20 protein-coding genes are annotated in these 19988 nt (G+C 37.4%); 9 read left to right on the forward strand and 11 right to left on the reverse strand.

Annotation, left to right across the window (positions count from 1 at the left end; genetic code table 11):
• The coding region (gene tnpA, locus I6N95_RS07055; protein WP_209526128.1) for an IS200/IS605 family transposase at positions 1-311 on the reverse strand (311 nt) is incomplete at its 3' end.
• Between the two features lie 120 nt (positions 312-431).
• Positions 432-758 (reverse strand): LytR/AlgR family response regulator transcription factor, encoded by a 327-nt coding sequence (locus I6N95_RS07060; protein WP_209526130.1) that lies wholly within the window; start codon positions 756-758, stop codon positions 432-434.
• Positions 759-973: 215 nt separating this feature from the next.
• On the opposite strand from I6N95_RS07060, the gene I6N95_RS07065 reads away from it, so the two are divergent.
• The 3 genes from I6N95_RS07065 to I6N95_RS07075 all read left to right on the forward strand — a co-directional run bounded on the left by I6N95_RS07065 (position 974) and on the right by I6N95_RS07075 (position 3198).
• A complete protein-coding gene (locus I6N95_RS07065; RefSeq protein WP_209526131.1) occupies positions 974-1834 on the forward strand; it encodes an NmrA family NAD(P)-binding protein in 861 nt (286 codons plus the stop codon).
• A gap of 190 nt (positions 1835-2024) precedes the next feature.
• Positions 2025-2705, forward strand: coding sequence for an AbrB/MazE/SpoVT family DNA-binding domain-containing protein (locus tag I6N95_RS07070; RefSeq protein ID WP_209526132.1), 681 nt, complete (start codon positions 2025-2027; stop codon positions 2703-2705).
• Complete coding sequence (locus I6N95_RS07075) at positions 2698-3198, forward strand: DUF998 domain-containing protein (protein ID WP_209526133.1); 501 nt, start codon at positions 2698-2700, stop codon at positions 3196-3198. The genes I6N95_RS07070 and I6N95_RS07075 overlap by 8 nt, the downstream gene beginning before the upstream one ends.
• 59 nt (positions 3199-3257) lie before the next feature.
• Here I6N95_RS07075 and I6N95_RS07080 read toward each other — a convergent pair whose 3' ends face one another.
• The 3 genes from I6N95_RS07080 to I6N95_RS07090 all read right to left on the reverse strand — a co-directional run bounded on the left by I6N95_RS07080 (position 3258) and on the right by I6N95_RS07090 (position 6756).
• Complete coding sequence (locus tag I6N95_RS07080; protein ID WP_209526134.1) at positions 3258-4838, reverse strand: L-serine ammonia-lyase, iron-sulfur-dependent, subunit alpha; 1581 nt, start codon at positions 4836-4838, stop codon at positions 3258-3260.
• A 234-nt stretch (positions 4839-5072) separates the two neighbouring features.
• Positions 5073-6059 (reverse strand): ornithine cyclodeaminase family protein, encoded by a 987-nt coding sequence (locus I6N95_RS07085; RefSeq protein WP_209526135.1) that lies wholly within the window; start codon positions 6057-6059, stop codon positions 5073-5075.
• A 139-nt stretch (positions 6060-6198) separates the two neighbouring features.
• Complete coding sequence (locus tag I6N95_RS07090; RefSeq protein ID WP_209526136.1) at positions 6199-6756, reverse strand: helix-turn-helix domain-containing protein; 558 nt, start codon at positions 6754-6756, stop codon at positions 6199-6201.
• 184 nt (positions 6757-6940) lie between these two features.
• Between I6N95_RS07090 and I6N95_RS07095 the strand changes: the two genes are divergently transcribed.
• Positions 6941-7216 carry a hypothetical protein gene (locus I6N95_RS07095; protein ID WP_209526137.1) on the forward strand — a complete coding sequence of 92 codons (276 nt, stop codon included), beginning with the start codon at positions 6941-6943 and terminating at the stop codon, positions 7214-7216.
• 497 nt (positions 7217-7713) lie between these two features.
• Here the strand turns inward: I6N95_RS07095 and I6N95_RS07100 are convergent, their stop codons facing one another.
• The 3 genes from I6N95_RS07100 to hemC form a co-directional block, all read right to left on the reverse strand.
• Positions 7714-8337: a DJ-1/PfpI family protein gene (locus I6N95_RS07100; RefSeq protein WP_209526139.1), complete on the reverse strand. Its 624-nt coding sequence runs from the start codon at positions 8335-8337 to the stop codon at positions 7714-7716.
• A gap of 60 nt (positions 8338-8397) precedes the next feature.
• On the reverse strand, positions 8398-9315 hold the full coding sequence (locus tag I6N95_RS27670; protein ID WP_209526141.1) for a helix-turn-helix transcriptional regulator: 918 nt from the start codon (positions 9313-9315) through the stop codon (positions 8398-8400).
• Positions 9316-9592: 277 nt separating this feature from the next.
• Positions 9593-10333: a hydroxymethylbilane synthase gene (gene hemC, locus I6N95_RS07110; protein WP_209526143.1), complete on the reverse strand. Its 741-nt coding sequence runs from the start codon at positions 10331-10333 to the stop codon at positions 9593-9595.
• A gap of 232 nt (positions 10334-10565) precedes the next feature.
• On the opposite strand from hemC, the gene I6N95_RS07115 reads away from it, so the two are divergent.
• A complete protein-coding gene (locus I6N95_RS07115; protein ID WP_209526146.1) occupies positions 10566-10961 on the forward strand; it encodes a YxeA family protein in 396 nt (131 codons plus the stop codon).
• On the opposite strand, the gene I6N95_RS07120 is transcribed toward I6N95_RS07115, so the two are convergent.
• Positions 10953-11810 carry a LysR family transcriptional regulator gene (locus I6N95_RS07120; protein ID WP_209526148.1) on the reverse strand — a complete coding sequence of 286 codons (858 nt, stop codon included), beginning with the start codon at positions 11808-11810 and terminating at the stop codon, positions 10953-10955. The genes I6N95_RS07115 and I6N95_RS07120 overlap by 9 nt on opposite strands.
• 150 nt (positions 11811-11960) lie before the next feature.
• On the opposite strand from I6N95_RS07120, the gene I6N95_RS07125 reads away from it, so the two are divergent.
• The 4 genes from I6N95_RS07125 to I6N95_RS07140 all read left to right on the forward strand — a co-directional run bounded on the left by I6N95_RS07125 (position 11961) and on the right by I6N95_RS07140 (position 16657).
• The gene (locus tag I6N95_RS07125; protein WP_209526151.1) at positions 11961-12725 is read left to right on the forward strand and encodes a class I SAM-dependent methyltransferase; all 765 of its coding nucleotides are present in this window, start codon (positions 11961-11963) and stop codon (positions 12723-12725) included.
• 203 nt (positions 12726-12928) lie between these two features.
• Complete coding sequence (locus I6N95_RS07130) at positions 12929-13312, forward strand: hypothetical protein (RefSeq protein ID WP_209526154.1); 384 nt, start codon at positions 12929-12931, stop codon at positions 13310-13312.
• 320 nt (positions 13313-13632) lie between these two features.
• Entirely contained in the window at positions 13633-14904 is a 1272-nt protein-coding gene (locus tag I6N95_RS07135; protein WP_209526156.1) for an MFS transporter, read from the forward strand.
• Positions 14905-15031: 127 nt separating this feature from the next.
• On the forward strand, positions 15032-16657 hold the full coding sequence (locus I6N95_RS07140) for a PucR family transcriptional regulator (RefSeq protein WP_209526158.1): 1626 nt from the start codon (positions 15032-15034) through the stop codon (positions 16655-16657).
• Between the two features lie 216 nt (positions 16658-16873).
• Here the strand turns inward: I6N95_RS07140 and allB are convergent, their stop codons facing one another.
• Together allB and allW are read right to left on the reverse strand one after the other, a co-directional pair.
• On the reverse strand, positions 16874-18244 hold the full coding sequence (gene allB, locus I6N95_RS07145) for an allantoinase AllB (protein ID WP_209526160.1): 1371 nt from the start codon (positions 18242-18244) through the stop codon (positions 16874-16876).
• Between the two features lie 48 nt (positions 18245-18292).
• A complete protein-coding gene (allW, locus tag I6N95_RS07150; RefSeq protein ID WP_209526162.1) occupies positions 18293-19777 on the reverse strand; it encodes an allantoin permease in 1485 nt (494 codons plus the stop codon).
• Positions 19778-19988 lie beyond the last annotated feature (211 nt).

Consider the following 19988-nt stretch of genomic DNA (forward strand, 5'->3'; position numbering starts at 1 on the left):
TGACCACCCGACAGACGCTTTTTAAGTTCGGGATACGCTTTCAACAAGAGCCGTGCAGACACGCCTTTAAATGCTTTCATTATATTAGGAATATAATGTTGAGGTTTGCATTCAATAAGTAAGGGAATATGGTCTCTATCTGACTCCATTTCAATGATTTGACTATCATTATCCAACGCAATCTGGTTTAATAATTTTTTAACATATGTATCAATGTTTTCGTGCGAAATATGATGTCTATATGTCACACACCAAACTAAATGATACTGCATAGAATAGACATACCCACGACCATGATGTACTTCTGACATGAAAAAACCTCCTTGGGAATAGTTTAACATATGTCATCGTTAAATCCCAAAAAGATTTTAATATATATGATATCGGCTATTGCATAAAATAGCTACTTTGGACAAGGACAAATAATTCATTTATTTTTTGATTGTATTAAGTTGTGTCATTAGAAAACGAAAAGGCAGAACCTCAAAAACATCATAGACATATTCTTGATATTCCGTAACAAAGATGATTAAAACATTTTGATTATTTTTTCTGATTTCTTTAGCTGTCTCAATGCCATTCAAACCATTCATTTCAATATCTAGAAAAATAGTATCATAGGAAGATCTCGATTTGTCTATGTATGAGAGTAGCTCACCTCCATCCAAGAAAATGTCAACTTCATGAGGGGCATGAAGGGTAATTTCCTCTAACCAATTAACAAAATTAACATTATCATCACAAATAGCAATATTCATTGTAGAACTCCTTATAACTTTAATAAGACAATTTTATCACAAATCTGGTCGGTGGATCAGCAATAGTTGAAGCAGAAAAACGAAATAGTCTCTTGCAAAATCACAATAGTTACCTTAAGGTGCCTAAGTCACTTAAATGTGCTTACTTTACATAAGTAACTTTAAAGCTTATGATAGTTGTATACTAAAATTAACACGCGAAAGGTTGAGTTTAAATGAAATATTTAGTCACAGGGGCAACAGGAGAATTAGGAGCATATGCAATAAGTTACTTACAAAAGATAGTCCCATTAAATGAGATTGTCGCACTTGCGCGAACAGAAGAAAAGGCGATGAAACTCCGCCAACAGGAAGTTGAGGTGCGTATTGGAGATTTTGATAACTATCCAAGCTTAGTAGAAGCTTTTAAAGGGATTGATCGTTTGTTATTTATCTCTTCTCAACCAGGGGGGGCAGTCACTCGAGAACAACAGCATCAGCATGTTGTGGAGGCTGCTAAACAAGCTGGTATCTCTTTTATAGCCTATACCAGCTTCCCTAAAGGTACTGATTCTAATAGTCCTTTAGCGCAAGATCATATCATCACCGAAAAATTAATCAGACAGTCAGAAATTTCTCATAGTTTCTTACGAAACAACTGGTACATTGAAAATGAAGCGGACACTTTAAATGCAGCAGTTGCTGGTCTACCGTTTAGTTATTCGGCTGGTCAAGGGAAAGTTGGTTGGGCCTTAAAACGTGAATTCGCTGAAGCAGCGGTCAATGTTTTAACTGACAAAGTAAAGTATCAGGAAGTTTTTGAATTATCTGGTGCTCCAATTACATACGAGGAATTAGCGCTGGCACTTAAGGTTGCTAGTCAAAAAGAATTTAAGGTTATATTAATGGACGATCATGAGTATCAGCAAGTGTTGATAGCTAATAATGTTCCAGAAGAAGCTGTTGGATTTATCTTAATGATTCAAAATGATATCCGAACCGGCCAATTGGACGTGACTTCTGATGACTTTGAACAAGTTTTAGGAAAACCATTAACACCGTTAATTGATGCTTTAAAAGAATTCCTAGGAAAATAGACTGTGTATGCCGAGTGACTAATTCAGTCGCTCGGTTATTTTTTTATGGATTTTCCACCGTCCCCTTTACCTAATTCAACTAACTCCCCTTTACTTCATATTCTGACTTTGCTAAACTAACAAGAGAACTAATACGGTTCTTTCCTAAATAATTAAAATTTTTATCAACTGAATGGAGTATGTTCTGATAATGAAAAAAGAAGCCTTAATCATAAAAATCCCTCCAGAAATATATCAAAAACTTAATATCAGTGAATCTGATCGACTTGTGATGGAGGTCAAGGATCAAGGGATTACCATCATAAAAAAGAAGCAAGACGAAAATCAAGTGATTACGTTAAGGTGGTTCCTCCTCCCTTCCCTATTGATTAGTTTGGGCTTTTTTTTAATAACCCTCTATGAAAACATTAGTCAAGTGCCTCTTACTGGTACCCTTTCGATAGCCAGCATGGTGATTACTTTAGGGGTGTTCAGTGGAATTTGTGTCTTTAGTTTCTTTTTTGTAAAAGGCAAACGGCAGTCCAGCAATCATCCCACTCAGAACATTTATTGGCGTAATTTCCCGACGATTCTCCTGTCTTTTGCGATTATTTTAGCTTTCGTTCTCTCTGGTTTTTTTTGGCTCGTCGGCATTTTATTTAAAGACGCTAGTTTTGATGTGTTAACGGCAACCTTTATTTTCTTTTTATTCACATCTGTTATTAATTATTTTATGATTTACTTTGCAACCTCCATTTCGTCAACGATGATTATCACTCTGCTTGTTTCCGTCATTTTAGGAGGGCTTTTGTTTTCGATGCTAACTAATGCAGACTATCTTTGGTGGCAACATAATTTTAGCTTTCTGGGCACTCAAAAAAGCTGTGAATAGTTGGCAATTTAATATCACCCTGATGATGTCGGCCCTTTTAATGATCGCTTTAATTGATTACTTGTTCGTTTCATTACGGCAATCGTTTCCTAATAATAAACGTCTGTTGATTCTCAGAGTGCTGTTGACGATTACGGCTATTACTTTAGGAGCAGTTGGCTTCTTTCCCAATGATGGTGGCGACCTTCATATCATTCACACAAAAGCCGCATCATGGTTAGTTTATCTGGTCATCATCTTAATCTTCAGTGTTCGTTGGTTATTGCCACAGGTAACTAAAGAGTTTCTTTTCATCTCTTACGGAATGGGGGGGTTATTATTTATTTGTAACATTCTCTTTGCTAATATTCATTATCTCTCCTTAACCGCTTTTGAGTTGATTGCGTTTATTATGGCTTTTAGTTGGATTTTATTGTTATTACAAAATTTGCGAAAACTGTCATTTCAGCATAACTTAACATTTGATATTTCATTAACATGCGATATGTCTTAAGCTAAAGCCCCTAAGTCCATATAGGACCTAGAGGCTTTATTTTTTGTAGGAATGATAGACTAACAGCAGCCCAAAGAACAGCCTAAACGATCTGCTAGTTTTAACCCTGTTTTTGTTTGAGCAATTCCTGCTAAACCTGTACATCTTAATTCAGGTGGAATCATTCTTCCAACTTTATTAAAACTCTCGATGGTTTCATCTAAAGGAATCACTGCATCATAGCCAGCTAAAGCCATATTTGCTCCCCCTAAAGCATTTAAGCCGCACATCACGTTTTTGCCTAAACAAGGAACTTCGACACGCATTGCGATAGGATCGCATACCATACCGAAAATGTTTTGTAAGGCCATTGAGGCAGCATCAACGGCCTCTTCGATCGTACCACCCATCAATTGGACTAAGGCTCCAGCAGTCATCCCAGACCCTGCTCCACATTCAGCTTGACAGCCAGCGACTTCGGCGGCAAAAGTGGCATATTCAGCTATAAACACACCAATCATCCCAGCGGCTAAGAACGCACGAACCACTTCGTCTTTTGATTTATCATAAAAACTAGAAACGGCTAATACCGTTCCAGGCAAAGTGCCACAAGAGCCAGCAGTTGGTGCTGCCACAAAGACGTTCATTGAACTTTTGACCTCCATCATGGCAGAGATATAGCCAATAATTCGTAAAGTGATATCACCACCAATTAGTTTATCATTGAGGACAAACATTTTGTGTGATTGATATCCCAATATCCGGTCAGCATAGTTGGTTCCTTTAAGCCCTAACTCGATTCCCTGTGACATAATGTCCACTATTTCAACTGCTTTATCATAAACCTCTTTTTTATCAATATGGCCTCGAATACTTTCGTATGTCAAAGCCATATCCGCTAAGTCTAAGTCTTCATTTTTGGCGATTTCCAACATTTCCTCAACTGTTTGAAAAGGAATATCAGGCTTTTTTTGTGACATAATAGGTAAAACCGGATCGAAAGCGATCACATTTTCTGCCGCCACATGTTTTTTTAGTACCTCTAGTTCGTCTGTTTTTATGATGGTATGGGTTTGAATACTAATAACCTGTTGGTCGTTCATTTCTTGAATCGAGACTGAACAAAAATCGGATACGCTACTCTCGATTAGTTTAATTAATTCTTTTTTTACCAATGACCTATTTTCAGCAAAAATCAACGTCTCATAAAAACCACCTTTAATGGAAACTTTTGCCCCATTAATTTCGATAAACTCAATCATTCCACCACCTACAGATAAGGCAGTAGCCGTTACATTCTCATCTAAATCACTTTTAATAATCATTTTATAAGTATTGGGATGCGTTGCGTCATAAGACACAATTCTAAAATCGATAGCCATCCCTTGATCTTCAGCAATACGAATCGCATCAAGTAACTCTTTGTTTGTGGGCTCCATTCCTAATAAACCAGCAATAAGGCCAACATCTGAACACTGCCCTATATAACTTGCAGCCAGTGAACCATCTGGATCAAAGTCAGCTTGAAAATAAGTGATCTTACCATTTACCATTTGAGACAATGATTTCCCAATTCGCACAGATGCAACAGTATGCGAACTACTTGGGCCAACCATAATAGGTCCTAAAACATCATTAAAAATACTTGGATATTCATGCATAGACATTCTCCTTCATAGATTTTAAAATCAGCTTCAATAACAATCTCATCGCTGATTAATTTGGTTTTTATCCTATTCCGCAACCTGTTGCTGCCTTATTATTTACAAGAGCTCCCTTTATAGATCCTAGTTCTTAAACCAAAAACTGTTGGTGTTTAAACCCTTCTATTTTTCTTAGCGGCTATTTCTCGGAAACATATTTATTAAATTAAACGACGTAATAACTCTCCTTGCTTAAGACCATTCCGTTCCGACCTTTTGTTGACATGCCTTATCGTAAATTAGTTTGGCTGTTACTAAGTCTTGGGCACCAATACCGACGGTTTTAAAGACAATAATTTCATCCTCGTTTTCGCGCCCAACTAGTTCTCCTAGTAGAACTTCTCCAATATCACCAGTAAACATGTCTTTCGTGATAATTCCCTTCTCAAGTGGGATCAAAATATCACCTGCTTCAGATAGTACGGCTTCTTCTGAATCAAAATAGAGTTTTGACGCTCGTTCCAGTATCACAGGATCCATTTCTTGCATATGTGGTTGATAAGAACCAACACAACTAACAGTGGCGCCTTTTTTTACTTTTGTACCATCAAAAACTGGCTTTTCTGAAGGGGTCACTGTTATGATTAAATCTGCATTGGTAATAGCTTCATCTGATGAAGTTGAAGCTACAATCCTAGTTCCATATTTAGCTAATTCCTGAGTCATATGTTTCGCAAACGCTTTGGTTCTTTCGAAATTCGTGTCGTAAACACGAACTACTTCTAAGTCTCGCCCACAAATCATGGCTTCAAGTTGACTAGCTGCTTGTCCTCCAGTGCCGATTAAAGCGCCTTCTTTCGCCTCTTTACTTCCCAAGACATCAAAGGCCACGCCAGAGGCTGCTCCTGTCCTTAACTGAGTCACCGTATTTCCATCTAAGACAGCATTCACAACTCCAGTTTTCCCATCCACTAAAAAGACTTGAGCAGGTGCAGATGGTAACCCCTGATTGATATTATTGGGGAAGATATTGATAATTTTAAGCGAGGCCGCATCTAAATCAACCGCATATGCTGGCATAAATAGAAACGTGCCATTCTCCTTTTCCGAAACTATTTGGGTCCGTAAGGGAACGTTTGTTTTTCCTTGGCTGAAAAGTTTAAACGCCGTTTTATCAGCGGCAATCGCTTCAGACATTGAAAAAACTTTTTGGATATCCTTTCTTGATAAAAGTAACATATTCATCCTCCTTGTGTTTTATTGATCAAGTAAAAATGAGAGCATAACTCGATTCATTTAAGCGAATTATACATCAGAAAAAAACGAAAATCAATTAAAAATAGCGTTTTCTATTTTTGTTAGCAAATAAAATTCATTATTATGAATCGGAATAATCGTTCATAACTAAAAATTTAACGCGTTTAGCTGTATTATTGGCCCAATTATGACTCTTTTCAGATGAGTAACAAACTGAATCACCAGGATATAGACAAAAAGCTTCATTTTCTAGGTACAGATCGAGTACCCCTTCTAATACATAGATGAATTCTTTCCCCCTATGAGAAAACAATTCTATTTCTTCAATTATTCCCTTATTGGGAAGGATCTCGATCAATCTTGGTAGAAATGATTTTTCTCCATCTGATTGAGCCAATGATTGAGAAATAAATTGAGAATTAGTGACCTGTAAATTAATTTGCTCATAACTTCTAACGACCGGTGATGCTGTATCTTTTACTTTTTCTAAAAAAAAGGATAATTCGACATTAAAAAACGTGGCAATTTGTTCTAAACTGTCGATAGCGATCGTGGTTTGTCCTCGTTCAAATTGTGATAGATAGCCACTTGAGAGTCCCGTTTTTTGCCCTAATTCTTTTAAGGTTAAGTTCTGCTTTTGTCTCAGTTCTTTTACCTTTTTTCCGATTGTACTGTTCATATATATCCCTCACTTTTCTGATAGTTAAAGTATAGTGAACAATTGCTTGTATTTCAATAGATATATCCCTTATGTAAAAAAGAAGCACATGTGTCATCTATAAAAGCTTTAACTAAAAAGAGATAATGTTTTCTAGAATTTTGGGTTTTACTATGATAAACTTTTTTTAAGGAGGATTAAAACCATGTCGGATAAACAGAAGAAATGGAGTATTCTTGTCATTGGCATCATTTTAATGGTGTGTTTCTATGTAAAAATACCATCTCATGAAATTGTTGCTGATGAAGCGATCTCCCAATTACCGCCAACTGAAAAAGAGTTAAAGGAATTTGAAGAGTCATTTTCTCGAAATGAGGATTTTAACAAAGACAAGGCTTTTGCTATTGAAGAAAGTTACTCAGTAGATTCGACCTTTATCTTAGATAAAGAGTCTAAATCCGAGTCTCCATTATTGCCATAACGTCATGATTCTAAAAAGGTAGCGATGATTAAATTTGCTGCCTTTTTTCTCAATCATTAAAATAATCTCTGTTACTTAAACCACTAATAAATACCCTCCTTTTTTGACCTCAGTGATCAGCCTTCTTCACTTCTTAGGAGGTGCCTCTTTTTCAGGATTTCAGAAGATGATTATAATAATCATTTTTTAGCTTTAGAGCCTATATTTTTAAGTGAAACGTCGGGTCTAAAGCTATGAATTAAGTAACTAAAAAGTACAATGCTTCGGTGATGATCTTTCTTAAAAAGAACAAGTAATGGGGACCTGTGTCTGAATAATAGTAAGATGTCAGATTATTGTTGATTCATTGCCTGCTCCTCCTCTTTAATTCGCCGCATTCAAGCGTTTAGGTGCTAAATTTTATGAGTGTAGAGTAATCCTACTAGATTAAGGACAGTACATCGTGATTGACCTAACCGATCAAAAATGCAGAACCACTTTGATTATTCTTTTAGGAATTAGTTGTTTAGTGCCATTAATTGAAAATAATAAATCTCATCCCCTGTTTGATAATAATTAAACCATGGTGTCAACATAGGCTCTGGAAATACTTTTAAATGTGTCAAAATGTCTCTGGCAAAAGCTAGGGCTCCCGCTGGACTGGCTGTAATGACAAATTGATCAGTGACCGCAAGTTCTTTTTGATAAAACTGACGTCCTTGGTATTTCTCAGAGAACCCTGTCAAAAATTTTAAAGAAGAGCTCGTATGTTGCCTGTTATCCAACATTCCCATATTAGCTAAACCCAAGGTTGCGCCACAAATAGCTGCTACTAAAATTTCCTGATTCACATATTGAACCGCTTTAGTCAAAATTGGTAGATGTTGCGCCTCAGGCCATGTGTCTCCACCAGGCAAAATTAAGGCAGCTACCTCTCCTTCCATTTCAGCTACCGTACAATCTGGAATCACTGTTAATCCACCAGCTGTTCGAATCGGTTCCATCGTATTGGCTACAGTTTTCAACTGATAACGCTGCTCACCTAGATTGTAATTAGCTGCCTGGTTAATAGCTGGCATCACATAGGCCAATTCCCAATCAGCCATAGTTTCTAAGACATAAACATAAATAGTTTTTTTCATACTTAACCCCTCTTTCTTAACTTAAGATCATCATAACACTAAAACGGTGACAGCTAGCTGTCACCGTTTTGAATTGTTTATTAACGCTTTTTCAAGATGTGAGGTTAATTTTTCTGAAAAAAACTGCGGTTCAAGTACTTGAAGCTGATCACCGAATCCTAACAATATTGAAAATAGCATAAAATTATTTTCTTGCATGTATATTTTGGTTGTTAAGTAACCCGCTTCCTCAGCTAAAAGTTCTCCGCCTAAGTATTCTTCCACTAGGACTTGAATGGAACTAGGGTAACGAATAATTAGAGTCAGATACTCGTTGTGACGTTCCTTTTCCATTTGATCAATCAACTGAGGGATATTGTATTCTTGAAGCCAAGGCTGGCTATTCTTTAAATGTCTTATTCGAATTAATTTATACTGTCGCATGGCTTGTTTTTCATGAGAATAGCCATAGACATACCAAGCATACCATTTGTAGGACACATGTAGTGGATCAATGATTACGTGACTTCTTCCACTAGTAGGACTTGTATAATCAAAACTAATCGATACTTGATCAACTACAGCTTTTTTTATCTGACTGACTTTTTCTATGACTTGTTTGTTTTCACCAACAACTGAAAAATCTAATTCCAATAATTTCTGATCAGTGTTGTTGGAAAAAATATGAAAGACTTTTTCATAAGTATCATCAATTTTTTGGTCACCATAGATAGTTTTTAGACTGGTTAATGCCAGTAAAAGATACTGAGCGTTCGTTTCAGTTAATAGATTACCACTCAACTGATACGTTTGCTGAATAGCATACCCGCCATTGACACCTGTTTCAGCGTAAATCGGAATGCCAGCTAAAGAAAGAGTGTCTATATCACGGATAATTGTCCGTCGTGACACACCAAATTCTTTTGCCAACTGACTGCCACTAACGCTTTCTCTGTTTAACAAGTAAAATAAAATACTAAGGATTCGTTCTATCTTCACGATTTAAGCTCACTTTCACTAATGTATAATAGTCATTGTACTCAAGAATTATTCTCGTGACAATAGCCTTACTTAAAATCTGCCTGTTAGTGTTTTCCCTTAACGCCCAGAATACGTGGTTCTCACCCTCTTTAAGCATTCAATTAATCAGAAGATTTCAGCTTTAACCATTTTTTCTTTAGGCTATTTGCAGCTATTTCCCCTAAGCATTAAGCGTGTCCGGTAACTGTCTGGCGAAGGTAGATTGGCATTTCCTGTTTATCAGCAAGCATCACTGTCAACACCACCTCTTTTTCATCAGATATGCTACCAAGAATGACCTCTCCACTGCCATACATGTCATGGTATCTCCATCGGCAATATTTCTCAAAAGGGTCTGGGTGGTATGATCACTTTGCCGGCACTCAAGTGCTAAGGTCCCTTGACCAGCTGAAGGAATAAAGGTGTGTTGATCAAAATTAATGACTGAAAAATGTCGCGGATTTTGCCACCCCAACCTGTTTAAACCAGCATTGGCTAAAATAATGCCAGCAAAGCCTCCTTGATTAAGCTGTTCCAATCGTTGATCAATATTTTCCCTAATTGGAGCAGGTCTTAGATCAGGCCGCAGTTGTAATAATTCTACCTCACGGCGGAAGCTGCTTGTTCCAATAAGAGCAGCCACTGGTAACTGTTCAAGTGTTTTTCCTTCTCTGATAATTAAACTATCAAAGGGGTTTTCTCGTTTTGGATAGACCACGGTGAGTCCTTCCGTCTGCTTTATTGGCAGATCTTTTAAACTATGAACAGCAAAATCAAGCTCCTTTGCTAGGATAGCTGAACTAAGTTCGTCTGCAAAAACACCTTGTGGGCCAAGTTCACTAAGTGGTGTCTGTTTATCTCGGTCTCCCAGCGTTCCCATTAATATCAGTTCGAATTGATAGCCTGGGGCTATCTTAGTTAAGGCTCCCACTACTATGTTCGTCTGTGCTATGGCCAAAGGGCTGTTTCGCGTCCCGACTCGCACCTTTTTTTTCATAAGTAAGCTCCTTCTTGCTAAGTTAAAATGTAAGACAACCGTGGCTTGTGACAAGTTACTAACTCAATTAAACTGCTTCAGCCAGCTTGTATGGATATTTAGCTATTGTCAAACTCAAGCTGAAGTAATTTTTTATGTGACAAAATTGTTAGATCGTTGTCACGAGATTTCGAAGACAATATTCATTTTTTGATTTATGATAGGTTTATTAACTGTATAAGGAGCACCTCTCATGAAAAGAAAGATATTTTTAATTGGCCTACCACTTTTGTTGATTATTGGCATATTTTTTGCTGCACCATCACTGACTCGTAATCATACCTCTTCGACCGCTATGGTCATTGACTTATTGAATCCTCGGATCAGTAATTCGATTCTTTATGTCAAGACCTCTGCAGACTATGAAGAAAGCTTTATAGATGACGCCAATGGTCAAGAAAATTTTACTTATTTGACTGTTGGTTATGATCAACATGGTGTCTCCCGTAAAATATTATACACTTCTTTTGGTAGAAAAATGACGCCAGATAAATATTTGAAATTACTAATCAAAGGTCAAAACGTTCGAACGTTTGAGGAAGTTCAGCCAGAATCAATTCCTGAAAAAGCCTTTGATCAATTAAACTAGTGTGGCCATTTTAGCTTGAAAAAAATCAATAAATTGCTGAGCTTCCTTTGTGATTGTTTTGGTTAAAATATATGTTAGGGATTGAGGAGGTGTGATTTTATCATTAGGAATGTTGACAAGTGTTTGTCTACCTAGTTCTTCCTTGACCATCGTTAGGGGAAGATAAGAGACGCCTAACCCTTGTTCAATAAACCTTTTGGTAATTTCGATTTGGTTGACTTTCATTGTTTGTATTTTGGGGTAATGATGCTTAACATCTCCTAATAAAGGATCCCAATATTCTGGGTGATTGTGAGTGATTAAGCGATAGTCTTCAAACAGCTGGCATTCGCTGTATGTTTGATCAAAGCGAGGAGGAGCAATCAGAACAACCTCTTCTTCGTGAATAATTCGGCAAGATAGATCAAGATGACTTGGTTTAAGACGTGTTAAGCCAAGGTTCGCCTTTCCAGAGCGGATCTCTTCACTTATTTCAAAGGACTTCAGTACATTAATCAATAGTTCGATTGAAGGATTTTTAAACGTAAACTCTTGCAAAAAAGCTGGCAAAACTGATGACGCAATTTGTGGGGCTACAGCAATGACTAACTTCTTTTTAAAGCCTTGTTGCCATCTTTCGAATTCGCCCAAGCCCTCATCGTATTTTGCGACGATGGTTTGAGCGGTCGATCTAAAATGTTGGCCTGCTTCGGTTAGGACAACCCCTTTTCCAATTCTATCAAAAAGTTTAGTGTTCAAGTTTTCTTCTAGCTTACTGATGTGTTTTGTAACGGCTGGTTGTGTCAAATACAATTCTTCAGAAGCCTGTCTAAAATTTTCGTATTTAGCCGCTATCAGAAATGTCTTCATCCATTTAATCTCCATAAGCCCTCCGATAACGAATCGTTATTAAATTCAATCATAATCGTTTCTTTTATTTATCATTCTAATTTATTATAATTGATTTAGGACGATCATGCATTGCATAAATTATTATTCAGCATTTTGAAGGAGGAAATAATGACATTAAAAGATTCGTGGAACTCGCAGCTTTATGATCAACAACATCAATTTGTCTCTCGTCATGGTGAGAGTTTGATTGATCTATTAAAGCCAAAACCAGGTGAAAAAATTCTTGACATTGGCTGTGGCACTGGCGATTTAGCTCAAGAAATAACTACCTATGGAGCCAGTATAGTCGGCGTTGATAAGTCGCTAAATATGGTCAACCAAGCCAGAAAAAAATTCCCAGACCTAACTTTCCAAGCAGGAGACGCTACTGAGTTGACTTTTAGTAATGAATTTGATGCTGTTTTTTCAAATGCGACACTTCATTGGGTAAAGGAGCCTGAGAAAGCCTTAAGCTCAATTTTTCAAAGCCTAAAAAAGGGCGGTCGCTTGGTGGCGGAGTTAGGTGGCCAAGGTAACTGTCAAACATTGACCGATAGCCTCATAAGAGGATTTGAGAAAACCGATATTGTCTACAATCAGGAGTTCTTTCCTTGGTTTTTCCCAAGTATTGGTGATTATCTGGTATTGATGGAAAAGTCTGGTTTTAACGTCATCTATGGGTGCTATTTTGATCGTCCGACACCGTTAGTGGACGATCAAGGGTTGGAAAATTGGTTAAATATGTTTGCCTCGTCATTTTTTGAAGGCGTTTCTGACACTGAAAAACGTGAGATTGTTAAACAGGTTCAAATAGATCTGGCACCAAAGTTGTATCAGGATAACCAATGGATACTAGACTATAAACGAATCAGAGTGATCGGCATAAAAGATTAATCTGGCTACATATAAGGCTATGTCTTTCTTTTCAAGCAGTTTACTAGTATCACCTAGTCAATTAGATACCCATCTTCACAGATTGTTCATCTTTATTTCAACACCTATTAGTTGATATCTCTGGATTTAAGTGCTAACATTTAATTATAAAGATTCAGCGTGACATTAGATGAAAACATACTGGTAAAAAGGAGTGATGGATCATGATTAATGTAGCGGTCACCATATACCTATTAGGAATCATCGTATTTTCATCTCTCGCCTATCGCTTGAAGGTGAACGATGGGTATCAAGATTTAACGAGACTGACTTTTATTAAAAATATCAAGGACGACTATCAAACCTTTGTCGCAAAAGCAAGAATGTTTGCCCGGTATACATTGTCCTTTTTAACTTCTTCGGCGATGATTTTTTGTGGTGGATTAATTGTTAGCCTAGTTATTAATAGCCGCATTTATACAGAACAATCATTGTCTATCATGATTATTTTGGCAATTAGTTTGTTTTTACAACAGTTTTTCTTCGCCCGCTTATTGGTTAAAACGACTTACTTAAAAAAATTAATTTATTTACGAACTCATGACTAGTCCAACATGGCTAGTCTTTTTCTTTAGTAAAAATTGTTATTGAACACCGAGGTGATTAATAGGCATGACTCTTCACAACAATTTGTTTCAGCGGTTGGCGCTTCTTCTGATAACCTCCTTTCAATTTGTAAGAAATTTGAATGTATCCTGAGGCTTAACGATATGCTCTTTCAAAGGTAGTCGGAAGATTAGCCTTTTTATTTTGACTAAAATGAGGCTAAAATCACCCTACTCTGAATTTATGATCAATAGGTTGTTTCCTGAATCAGCTTAAGATACAATAGACACAAATAAAATAGATTAGTTCAGGAGAATAAAAGATGACAGAACCTAACTTAAGCTTCGATTTAAAAGATTGGAAGAAAAATTTTTATCTCTTTTTAATTGGTCAGTTCCTTTCAGGCATTACCAGTATGGTTGTTCAATATTCAATTATTTGGTATCTAACTAAAAAAACGGGATCTGCGACGATCCTCAGCTTTGCTACGTTATTAGGAATGATCCCCATGGTAGTTTTAAGCCCCTTTGTTGGCCCTTTAATTGATCGTTTCAATAAGAAAAGATTACTGATTATTACAGACATTATTGTGGCGATTTTCGCCATCATACTGTCGATTGCTGGGACTATCTCACCAAGCTTTCCCCTTTGGCTAGTTTTTGTGTCACTTTTTGTTCGCTCAATCGCTCAAACCTTTCAGATGCCAACGATCCAATCGATTATCCCGACGATGGTTCCCGAAAGTGAGTTAACCAAAGTAAATGGTCAGTTGGGGATGGTTCAATCGGCTAACTTTATTATCGCCCCTGCTTTAGGTGCCTTTCTTTTCGCGATCATCCCGATGAACCGTTTGATTCTTCTCGATGTTTTTGGGGCTATTTTAGGTGTAGGTATGTTGTTACTCGTCATGATTCCTAGTCTAGTTTCTGAGGGAGAAAGGGTTCATCTGTTAGCGGACACAAAATTTGGGTTAAAAAAGCTAACTGAAAACAAAGGACTCTGGTATATCACGATTATTGGGGCAGCTTTTACCTTGATTTTCATGCCTGCGGCAAGTTTATATCCTTTGATGACCATGGACTATTTTAATGGGTCAGTTGGGCAAGCTGGGTTGATAGAAGTGGTTTATTCTGTGGGGATGCTGGTAGGTGGCGCTTTTATTGGCGTTTTCGGCAAATGGAAGGATCGCATGAAACCAATCTTAGTGGCTTATTTAGTCCTAGGTCTGACCATAGGTGCTAGTGGTTTTTTACCAGGAACAAGTAATGGCTTTATTTTCTTTGTCGTATTAAATACAATTGCTGGTGTTGCTACACCTTATTTCAACACGTTATTAATGTCAATGATTCAACAAAGTTACGATCCCAAAATTTTAGGTCGTGTTTTAGGGGTGTTAAATTCCCTTATGAGTATCACCGGGCCCGTTGGGTTGCTTTTTGCAGGACCTCTTGCTGATAAAATTGGTGTTGAAATGTTATTTGTGATAGCCGGTGGTGGCACGTTGCTTTGTGGTATTCTGACTTTTACGATTCCAGCTGCAAGACATTATGATAAGGAATTACAAGCTAGATTATCTAAAAATAACATTCAATAAATAAAAGCTCTTATAAAAATTGTCAAACTATCACAGCAATTTTTATAAGGGTTTTTCATCCTTTTTCTTTCACATTAAGCCTATTTTTAGTAAAATAGGCTTAATGGAGTTATGAAGGAGATTTAATATGTCTACAATAGAAGAAATTTTAACGGTCCCACGTTTTTCTGATTTAAACTTAATTAATAACAAAGCTGATTTGACTCGTAAAGTTGACACGATCGAAATCTCTGAAACGCCTGACATGTCGGGATATTTGCCTCAAAATACGTTGTTATTAACCACGGCCATGGCGTTTAAAGATAATCCATCGGGGCTTTGCGACTTAATACGCGCCCTAAACAATCTGCCAAGTGCTGGTATCGCCATTAAGTTGGGCCGTTTTATTAGTGAGTTGGATCCAAAAGTAATTGAAGTGGCAGACGAATTAGGGTTTCCTATTATTCAAATTCCCGTTACTCGTACTCTTGGAGAAGTTTCTCATCAATTATTATCCTACATTTGGGATAACCATACGGAATTAATGTATTTTGCATTGGATATTCAACGAAAATTTTCTAATATGATGATGAAAGGAGCAACCGTAAACTCCTTAATTAATCATTTGAGCTCTCTCATAAAAAGACCGATTTTTATATTGAATCCGTTTGGCGAGATCCAAGCTACTAGTCGCGGTTTTAAAATAGATGATCTATTAAAGCAAGAAATTTTCCAAGAGCTAAAAGACGATATACGTAAAGTTCAAAGTCTGGGTAAAACAGAGTCTATCGTGAAAACAAGTCGTACCGGTCAACAACTGTTGGTCACGATTTATCCTGTTGGGAGTCATCATTTTTTCCCACATATGCTAGTTATCTTAAAATCTGATCAGTTCCCCTACCCCTTCTCTCAATTGGCCATTGAACAAGCGATTAGTGTTCTGTCCTATACAATCTATAAAGATCGCTTATTGATGATCAACGAAGGTGCTGCAAAAAAAGAGTTTTTTACGAAATTAACCGATAAAAATTTTGACGTAGACCCAGAAATTGATAATTGGATCGATTATGGTAAACCGTTTAACATTATAAAAAGTAATAGCTATCGCGCTGTGGTAACAGAGATGTTGATTCCAGCCAAATATGACTTCCATAGTGAAGAAATCGAAGAATTGATGTTTGAATGGTTTTTTACTGAAGCCAAAAAGTACGCTAATAACACTGTCTCATTCCCATTGTCAGATAAACGAAGAGTGGGGTTACTCTTTCAAAAACCTGAAAAAGACATTCAAGGAATGCTAATGGGGATTCACGAAACAATTAAAAACAATTTAGGAATTTCTGTAAGTTTTGGCATTGGCAACCCAGTATCAGACATTCACCTCTTTCGTTTTTCGTTTTACGAAGCCATTGAGAGTCTCCAACGCGCTCAAGCCAAAGACAACTCACCACTTTATCTTTATGAAAATAAAGGTATTCGTAGTTTGGTCGAACAAGTTGAAGCAGATGATATTCGCTATTTCTGCACAACTGTATTAAAAGATTTAGCATATCCTGATAATGAAAATGATATTGAACTGCGACGAACCTTGAGCACTTACTTAAATAATCAATGTCGGATTACTGAAACAGCTGAAGAATTGTTTATTCATCGCAATACTGTTAAATATCGGATTACCAAATGCGCTCAATTATTTGGCAAAGCCATTGATGATCCCGATTTAAGTATCCAACTGAGGGTCGCTTTGTTGCTTTCAATGGAGAGTGAGGAATAAGGAAAACGCCATGGTAGGAAGTGATTCCCTCTTTATCTACCGCTTCTAAGGGGGCTCAAAGATTTATCCATCCTCATAGGATAATTTGTCTCCTCACCTAATACTTTAACTGATACAAACTTAGAAAAGCTAAACGTCAAAAACAGTCTGAGAGATTAGTCCCAGACTGTTTTTGTAAATGTTGTCAGTTGCTTGACCGCTTGAACTTTTGGTGTTTTACTTCAAAATAAACTGACCAAATCGTTCCTCTACTACTCCTGCATCAATGGAATAAATAGTGTGGCCACGTAGGATTGTCTGAGCGATTTGTGCCCCAATTTCACGACCGATATAAGGGCTTATTTGATTTTTATACTCTAAGTCTGTTGCCTTCAATACATATGAAGAATTTGGCTTAATTAATACAAAATCAGCATCTTTCCCAATAGTAATGCTCCCTTTATGTGCTAAATCATAGCGTTTAGCAGGATTTGTCGCAATGATATTGGCAAAAGTGGTTAACGGCATACCACGCTTTTGAACGCCTTCATCAAACAGAATATCTACATTGTTTTGGACACCTGAAATACCTCCCCATGCTTCAAATGCGTTAGCTGTGTCTTTTAAATCTGGAGTACAAGGTGAATGATCAGAGGTCACAAAGGAAATCTCTTCTTGCATAACTTTTTTCCATAAGCCATTTTGGGCTTTTTTATCTCTAATAGGTGGCGAGCACTTGACAACAGGACCAATGGCATCCAACTCATCTGTTTCAAAATACAAGTAATGAGTACATGTTTCACAAGTAACGTCTACCCCTGCCTGACGAGCTTGAGTTACTTCTTCGACCCCCTCTGGACAAGCCACATGACAAATATGAATTCGGCAGCCTGTTTCTTTGGCAAATAGAATGGCCCGTTTAATTGGTTCTACTTCGGTAAAGACTGGACGCGTCGCCACATAATCTTTAAGAGTTGTTTTGCCATTTTTGTAAGCAATTTCACCTAAGCGATCAGTAATTGCGGCATTTTCAGCATGTATGGCTAAGACTTTCCCCGTCTTAGCAACCAGTTTCATCCCTTCGTATAAGGAGTAATCATCAACATTCATAAAATCTCCATCAATAGAGCGGTCACCACAAGTGGCCATAAAGCATTTGTATGCGGCGACGCCTCCAGCATCTAATTCTTCAATCCCATGTCTTTCTAGATTGAAAGGAACTAAGCCACCAAAGGAGGCCACATCAACAGATAGTTTGCCCTTTCCAGCTTGAAACTTAATCTCGAGACTTTCTTTATCGACAGTGGCTGGCACTTGGTTAAGAGGCATTTCCATAAAGCTCGTTACCCCACCTTTAGCACAAGCTCGTGTTCCCGTTAAATAACCTTCCCATTCATCACGATAACCACCGCCAGGATCAGTGATATGCACATGGGCGTCCACCATCCCTGGACTGACAATCAACCCTTTGGCGTCAATTACTTTCTTGGAATCACCTAAATCATTCCCGATGGCCGCAATTTTGCCATCCTTGACTGCCACATCTGTTTTGATTTCACTGTTTTCTAAAATAACTAAACCGTTTTTGATAATTAAATCATAGCCCATTGCTTTTCCTCCTCAGGAAGTTTTATTCTAACCAAACAAGTTGGTTATTTATTTCCGTTTTTTTAAAACTAAGTAAATAATCAAAGATAAACCAGCACCAATTAACCAAGACAAACTGGAAATGATTTTTAAACTGGGAATGAATTGACCTAACATTGAAATAATTAGCGCCACAATCGTTGCGATGTAGGCTTCTTTATTAATCCCTTTGTATTGATTGTTTGAATTGTCTTCAGAGGGATCCATATATAACTGATCTAAATCAATCGTTTGTTTATGAATGAAAAAATACTGAGCGATCATTACCCCAGCTACTGGTCCTAAAACAGCCCCAATCATATTCAAAAAAGCGAAAATACTGTCTTGATTTTCCATCAATTTCCAGGGCATAATCAGAAAACTAATAACTGAAGCAATGATTACCCCTTTTCGATAATTGATTTTTTTAGGAAATAGCGCCGACAATTGGTAAGCGGCAGGTATGATATTACCAGTGGCATTTGTTGAGATTGTCGTCATTAATAAGACAATGACGGCTAACGTTGCCGCTGGCAGACTGTCCCATTTATCAACTATATTTAACACATTCCACTCTTGCACACCGTAATGAATCGAGCCGCCAATCAAAATTGCCACACTAGAAAAAGCGAAGATTAAGTAACCTATCAAAAGACTAGCAGTCTGGCCAATGGTTTGAGCGCGAGTTGACTTAGCGTTTTGTGTGAAATCCGAGGCACTTGCACCAGGCGCTGCCCAAACGGCTAATACGGCATTAATAATCATTAAATAGACTATAGGAGCTGAATGGTTTTGAACCATATTACCTGTTGGTGTAAAAGCCAAAATATTACTAATCCCACCACCGACTTTTACTGCCCAAATCGCCATTCCCCCAAAAACAACGTAAATTAACGGATTTAAAATTGCGGTAAATTTATTCAAAACACCACCACCGCCAAAACCAATCCCCATGTTAATTATCCAAAAGACAGTAAAGGCGATTAATCCAGGAAGATTAATCCCAAAGAAATTAAATTCAGCACCCAATGTTAAAAATCCTGGCCATATTTTGCCAACTAATATCAGCAATGCCAATGATCCAGTAAAATTTTGCAAGCCAAACCAAGCAATTGCTGCCACACATCCTCTTAAAAAACCAGGAAGTTTAGCGCCGATATCCCCATAAGTTGATCGCAAGTGCATAGCAAAAGGGATTCCGTAGCGAGACCCTGCACGTCCGTTTAATACCATAAAAGCTGCCACAACCAAAGAGCTGACAATAATCGCTAACATCACATTTAATGGTGACAAGCCTAAAAATAGAAATCCGCCAACAGCTGTATAATTGGGAATGTTGTGTACCGATCCCATCCATAACGTAAAATAATTTGAGGTACCCATATTTCGTTTAGTCGCCGTTTTTGGCAGTACATCGTCGTTATAGCCTCTCGTTCTCAACCGTTTAACTTGTTCTTCTGTCACACGAATGTCAGTATCTTGTTCATGATGACTGACAGAATCATTGCTGACCATAAATACCCTCCTAGTATGAAAGTTGGACTTTAGTTTATTGTTGCTTAACAAATTTTTCATCCTGAAAATAAGATCATTTTCAGGTATATTTATAACCTTTCTGTTTTTAATATCGTGCATAGTCGTTAACTGTTTTGCCGTATCAGCTGCTGATAGTCTTATCATAACTTTTGTTAAAAGCGTTTTCATTGGTGGAAGTTACAAAAACGCT

Source organism: Vagococcus allomyrinae (assembly GCF_017829975.1).
Taxonomy (GTDB): domain Bacteria; phylum Bacillota; class Bacilli; order Lactobacillales; family Vagococcaceae; genus Vagococcus_D; species Vagococcus_D allomyrinae.

What these genes read in the sequence shown, in the direction of transcription:
- I6N95_RS07060 (WP_209526130.1), bottom strand. Translation starts at nt 758, where the DNA reads ATGAATATTGCTATTTGTGATGATAATGTTAATTTTGTTAATTGGTTA.
- I6N95_RS07065 (WP_209526131.1), top strand. Translation starts at nt 974, where the DNA reads ATGAAATATTTAGTCACAGGGGCAACAGGAGAATTAGGAGCATATGCA.
- I6N95_RS07070 (WP_209526132.1), top strand. Translation starts at nt 2,025, where the DNA reads ATGAAAAAAGAAGCCTTAATCATAAAAATCCCTCCAGAAATATATCAA.
- I6N95_RS07080 (WP_209526134.1), bottom strand. Translation starts at nt 4,838, where the DNA reads ATGCATGAATATCCAAGTATTTTTAATGATGTTTTAGGACCTATTATG.
- I6N95_RS07085 (WP_209526135.1), bottom strand. Translation starts at nt 6,059, where the DNA reads ATGTTACTTTTATCAAGAAAGGATATCCAAAAAGTTTTTTCAATGTCT.
- I6N95_RS07090 (WP_209526136.1), bottom strand. Translation starts at nt 6,756, where the DNA reads ATGAACAGTACAATCGGAAAAAAGGTAAAAGAACTGAGACAAAAGCAG.
- I6N95_RS07095 (WP_209526137.1), top strand. Translation starts at nt 6,941, where the DNA reads ATGTCGGATAAACAGAAGAAATGGAGTATTCTTGTCATTGGCATCATT.
- I6N95_RS07100 (WP_209526139.1), bottom strand. Translation starts at nt 8,337, where the DNA reads ATGAAAAAAACTATTTATGTTTATGTCTTAGAAACTATGGCTGATTGG.
- hemC (WP_209526143.1), bottom strand. Translation starts at nt 10,333, where the DNA reads ATGAAAAAAAAGGTGCGAGTCGGGACGCGAAACAGCCCTTTGGCCATA.
- I6N95_RS07115 (WP_209526146.1), top strand. Translation starts at nt 10,566, where the DNA reads ATGAAAAGAAAGATATTTTTAATTGGCCTACCACTTTTGTTGATTATT.
- I6N95_RS07120 (WP_209526148.1), bottom strand. Translation starts at nt 11,810, where the DNA reads ATGAAGACATTTCTGATAGCGGCTAAATACGAAAATTTTAGACAGGCT.
- I6N95_RS07125 (WP_209526151.1), top strand. Translation starts at nt 11,961, where the DNA reads ATGACATTAAAAGATTCGTGGAACTCGCAGCTTTATGATCAACAACAT.
- I6N95_RS07130 (WP_209526154.1), top strand. Translation starts at nt 12,929, where the DNA reads ATGATTAATGTAGCGGTCACCATATACCTATTAGGAATCATCGTATTT.
- I6N95_RS07135 (WP_209526156.1), top strand. Translation starts at nt 13,633, where the DNA reads ATGACAGAACCTAACTTAAGCTTCGATTTAAAAGATTGGAAGAAAAAT.
- I6N95_RS07140 (WP_209526158.1), top strand. Translation starts at nt 15,032, where the DNA reads ATGTCTACAATAGAAGAAATTTTAACGGTCCCACGTTTTTCTGATTTA.
- allB (WP_209526160.1), bottom strand. Translation starts at nt 18,244, where the DNA reads ATGGGCTATGATTTAATTATCAAAAACGGTTTAGTTATTTTAGAAAAC.
- allW (WP_209526162.1), bottom strand. Translation starts at nt 19,777, where the DNA reads ATGGTCAGCAATGATTCTGTCAGTCATCATGAACAAGATACTGACATT.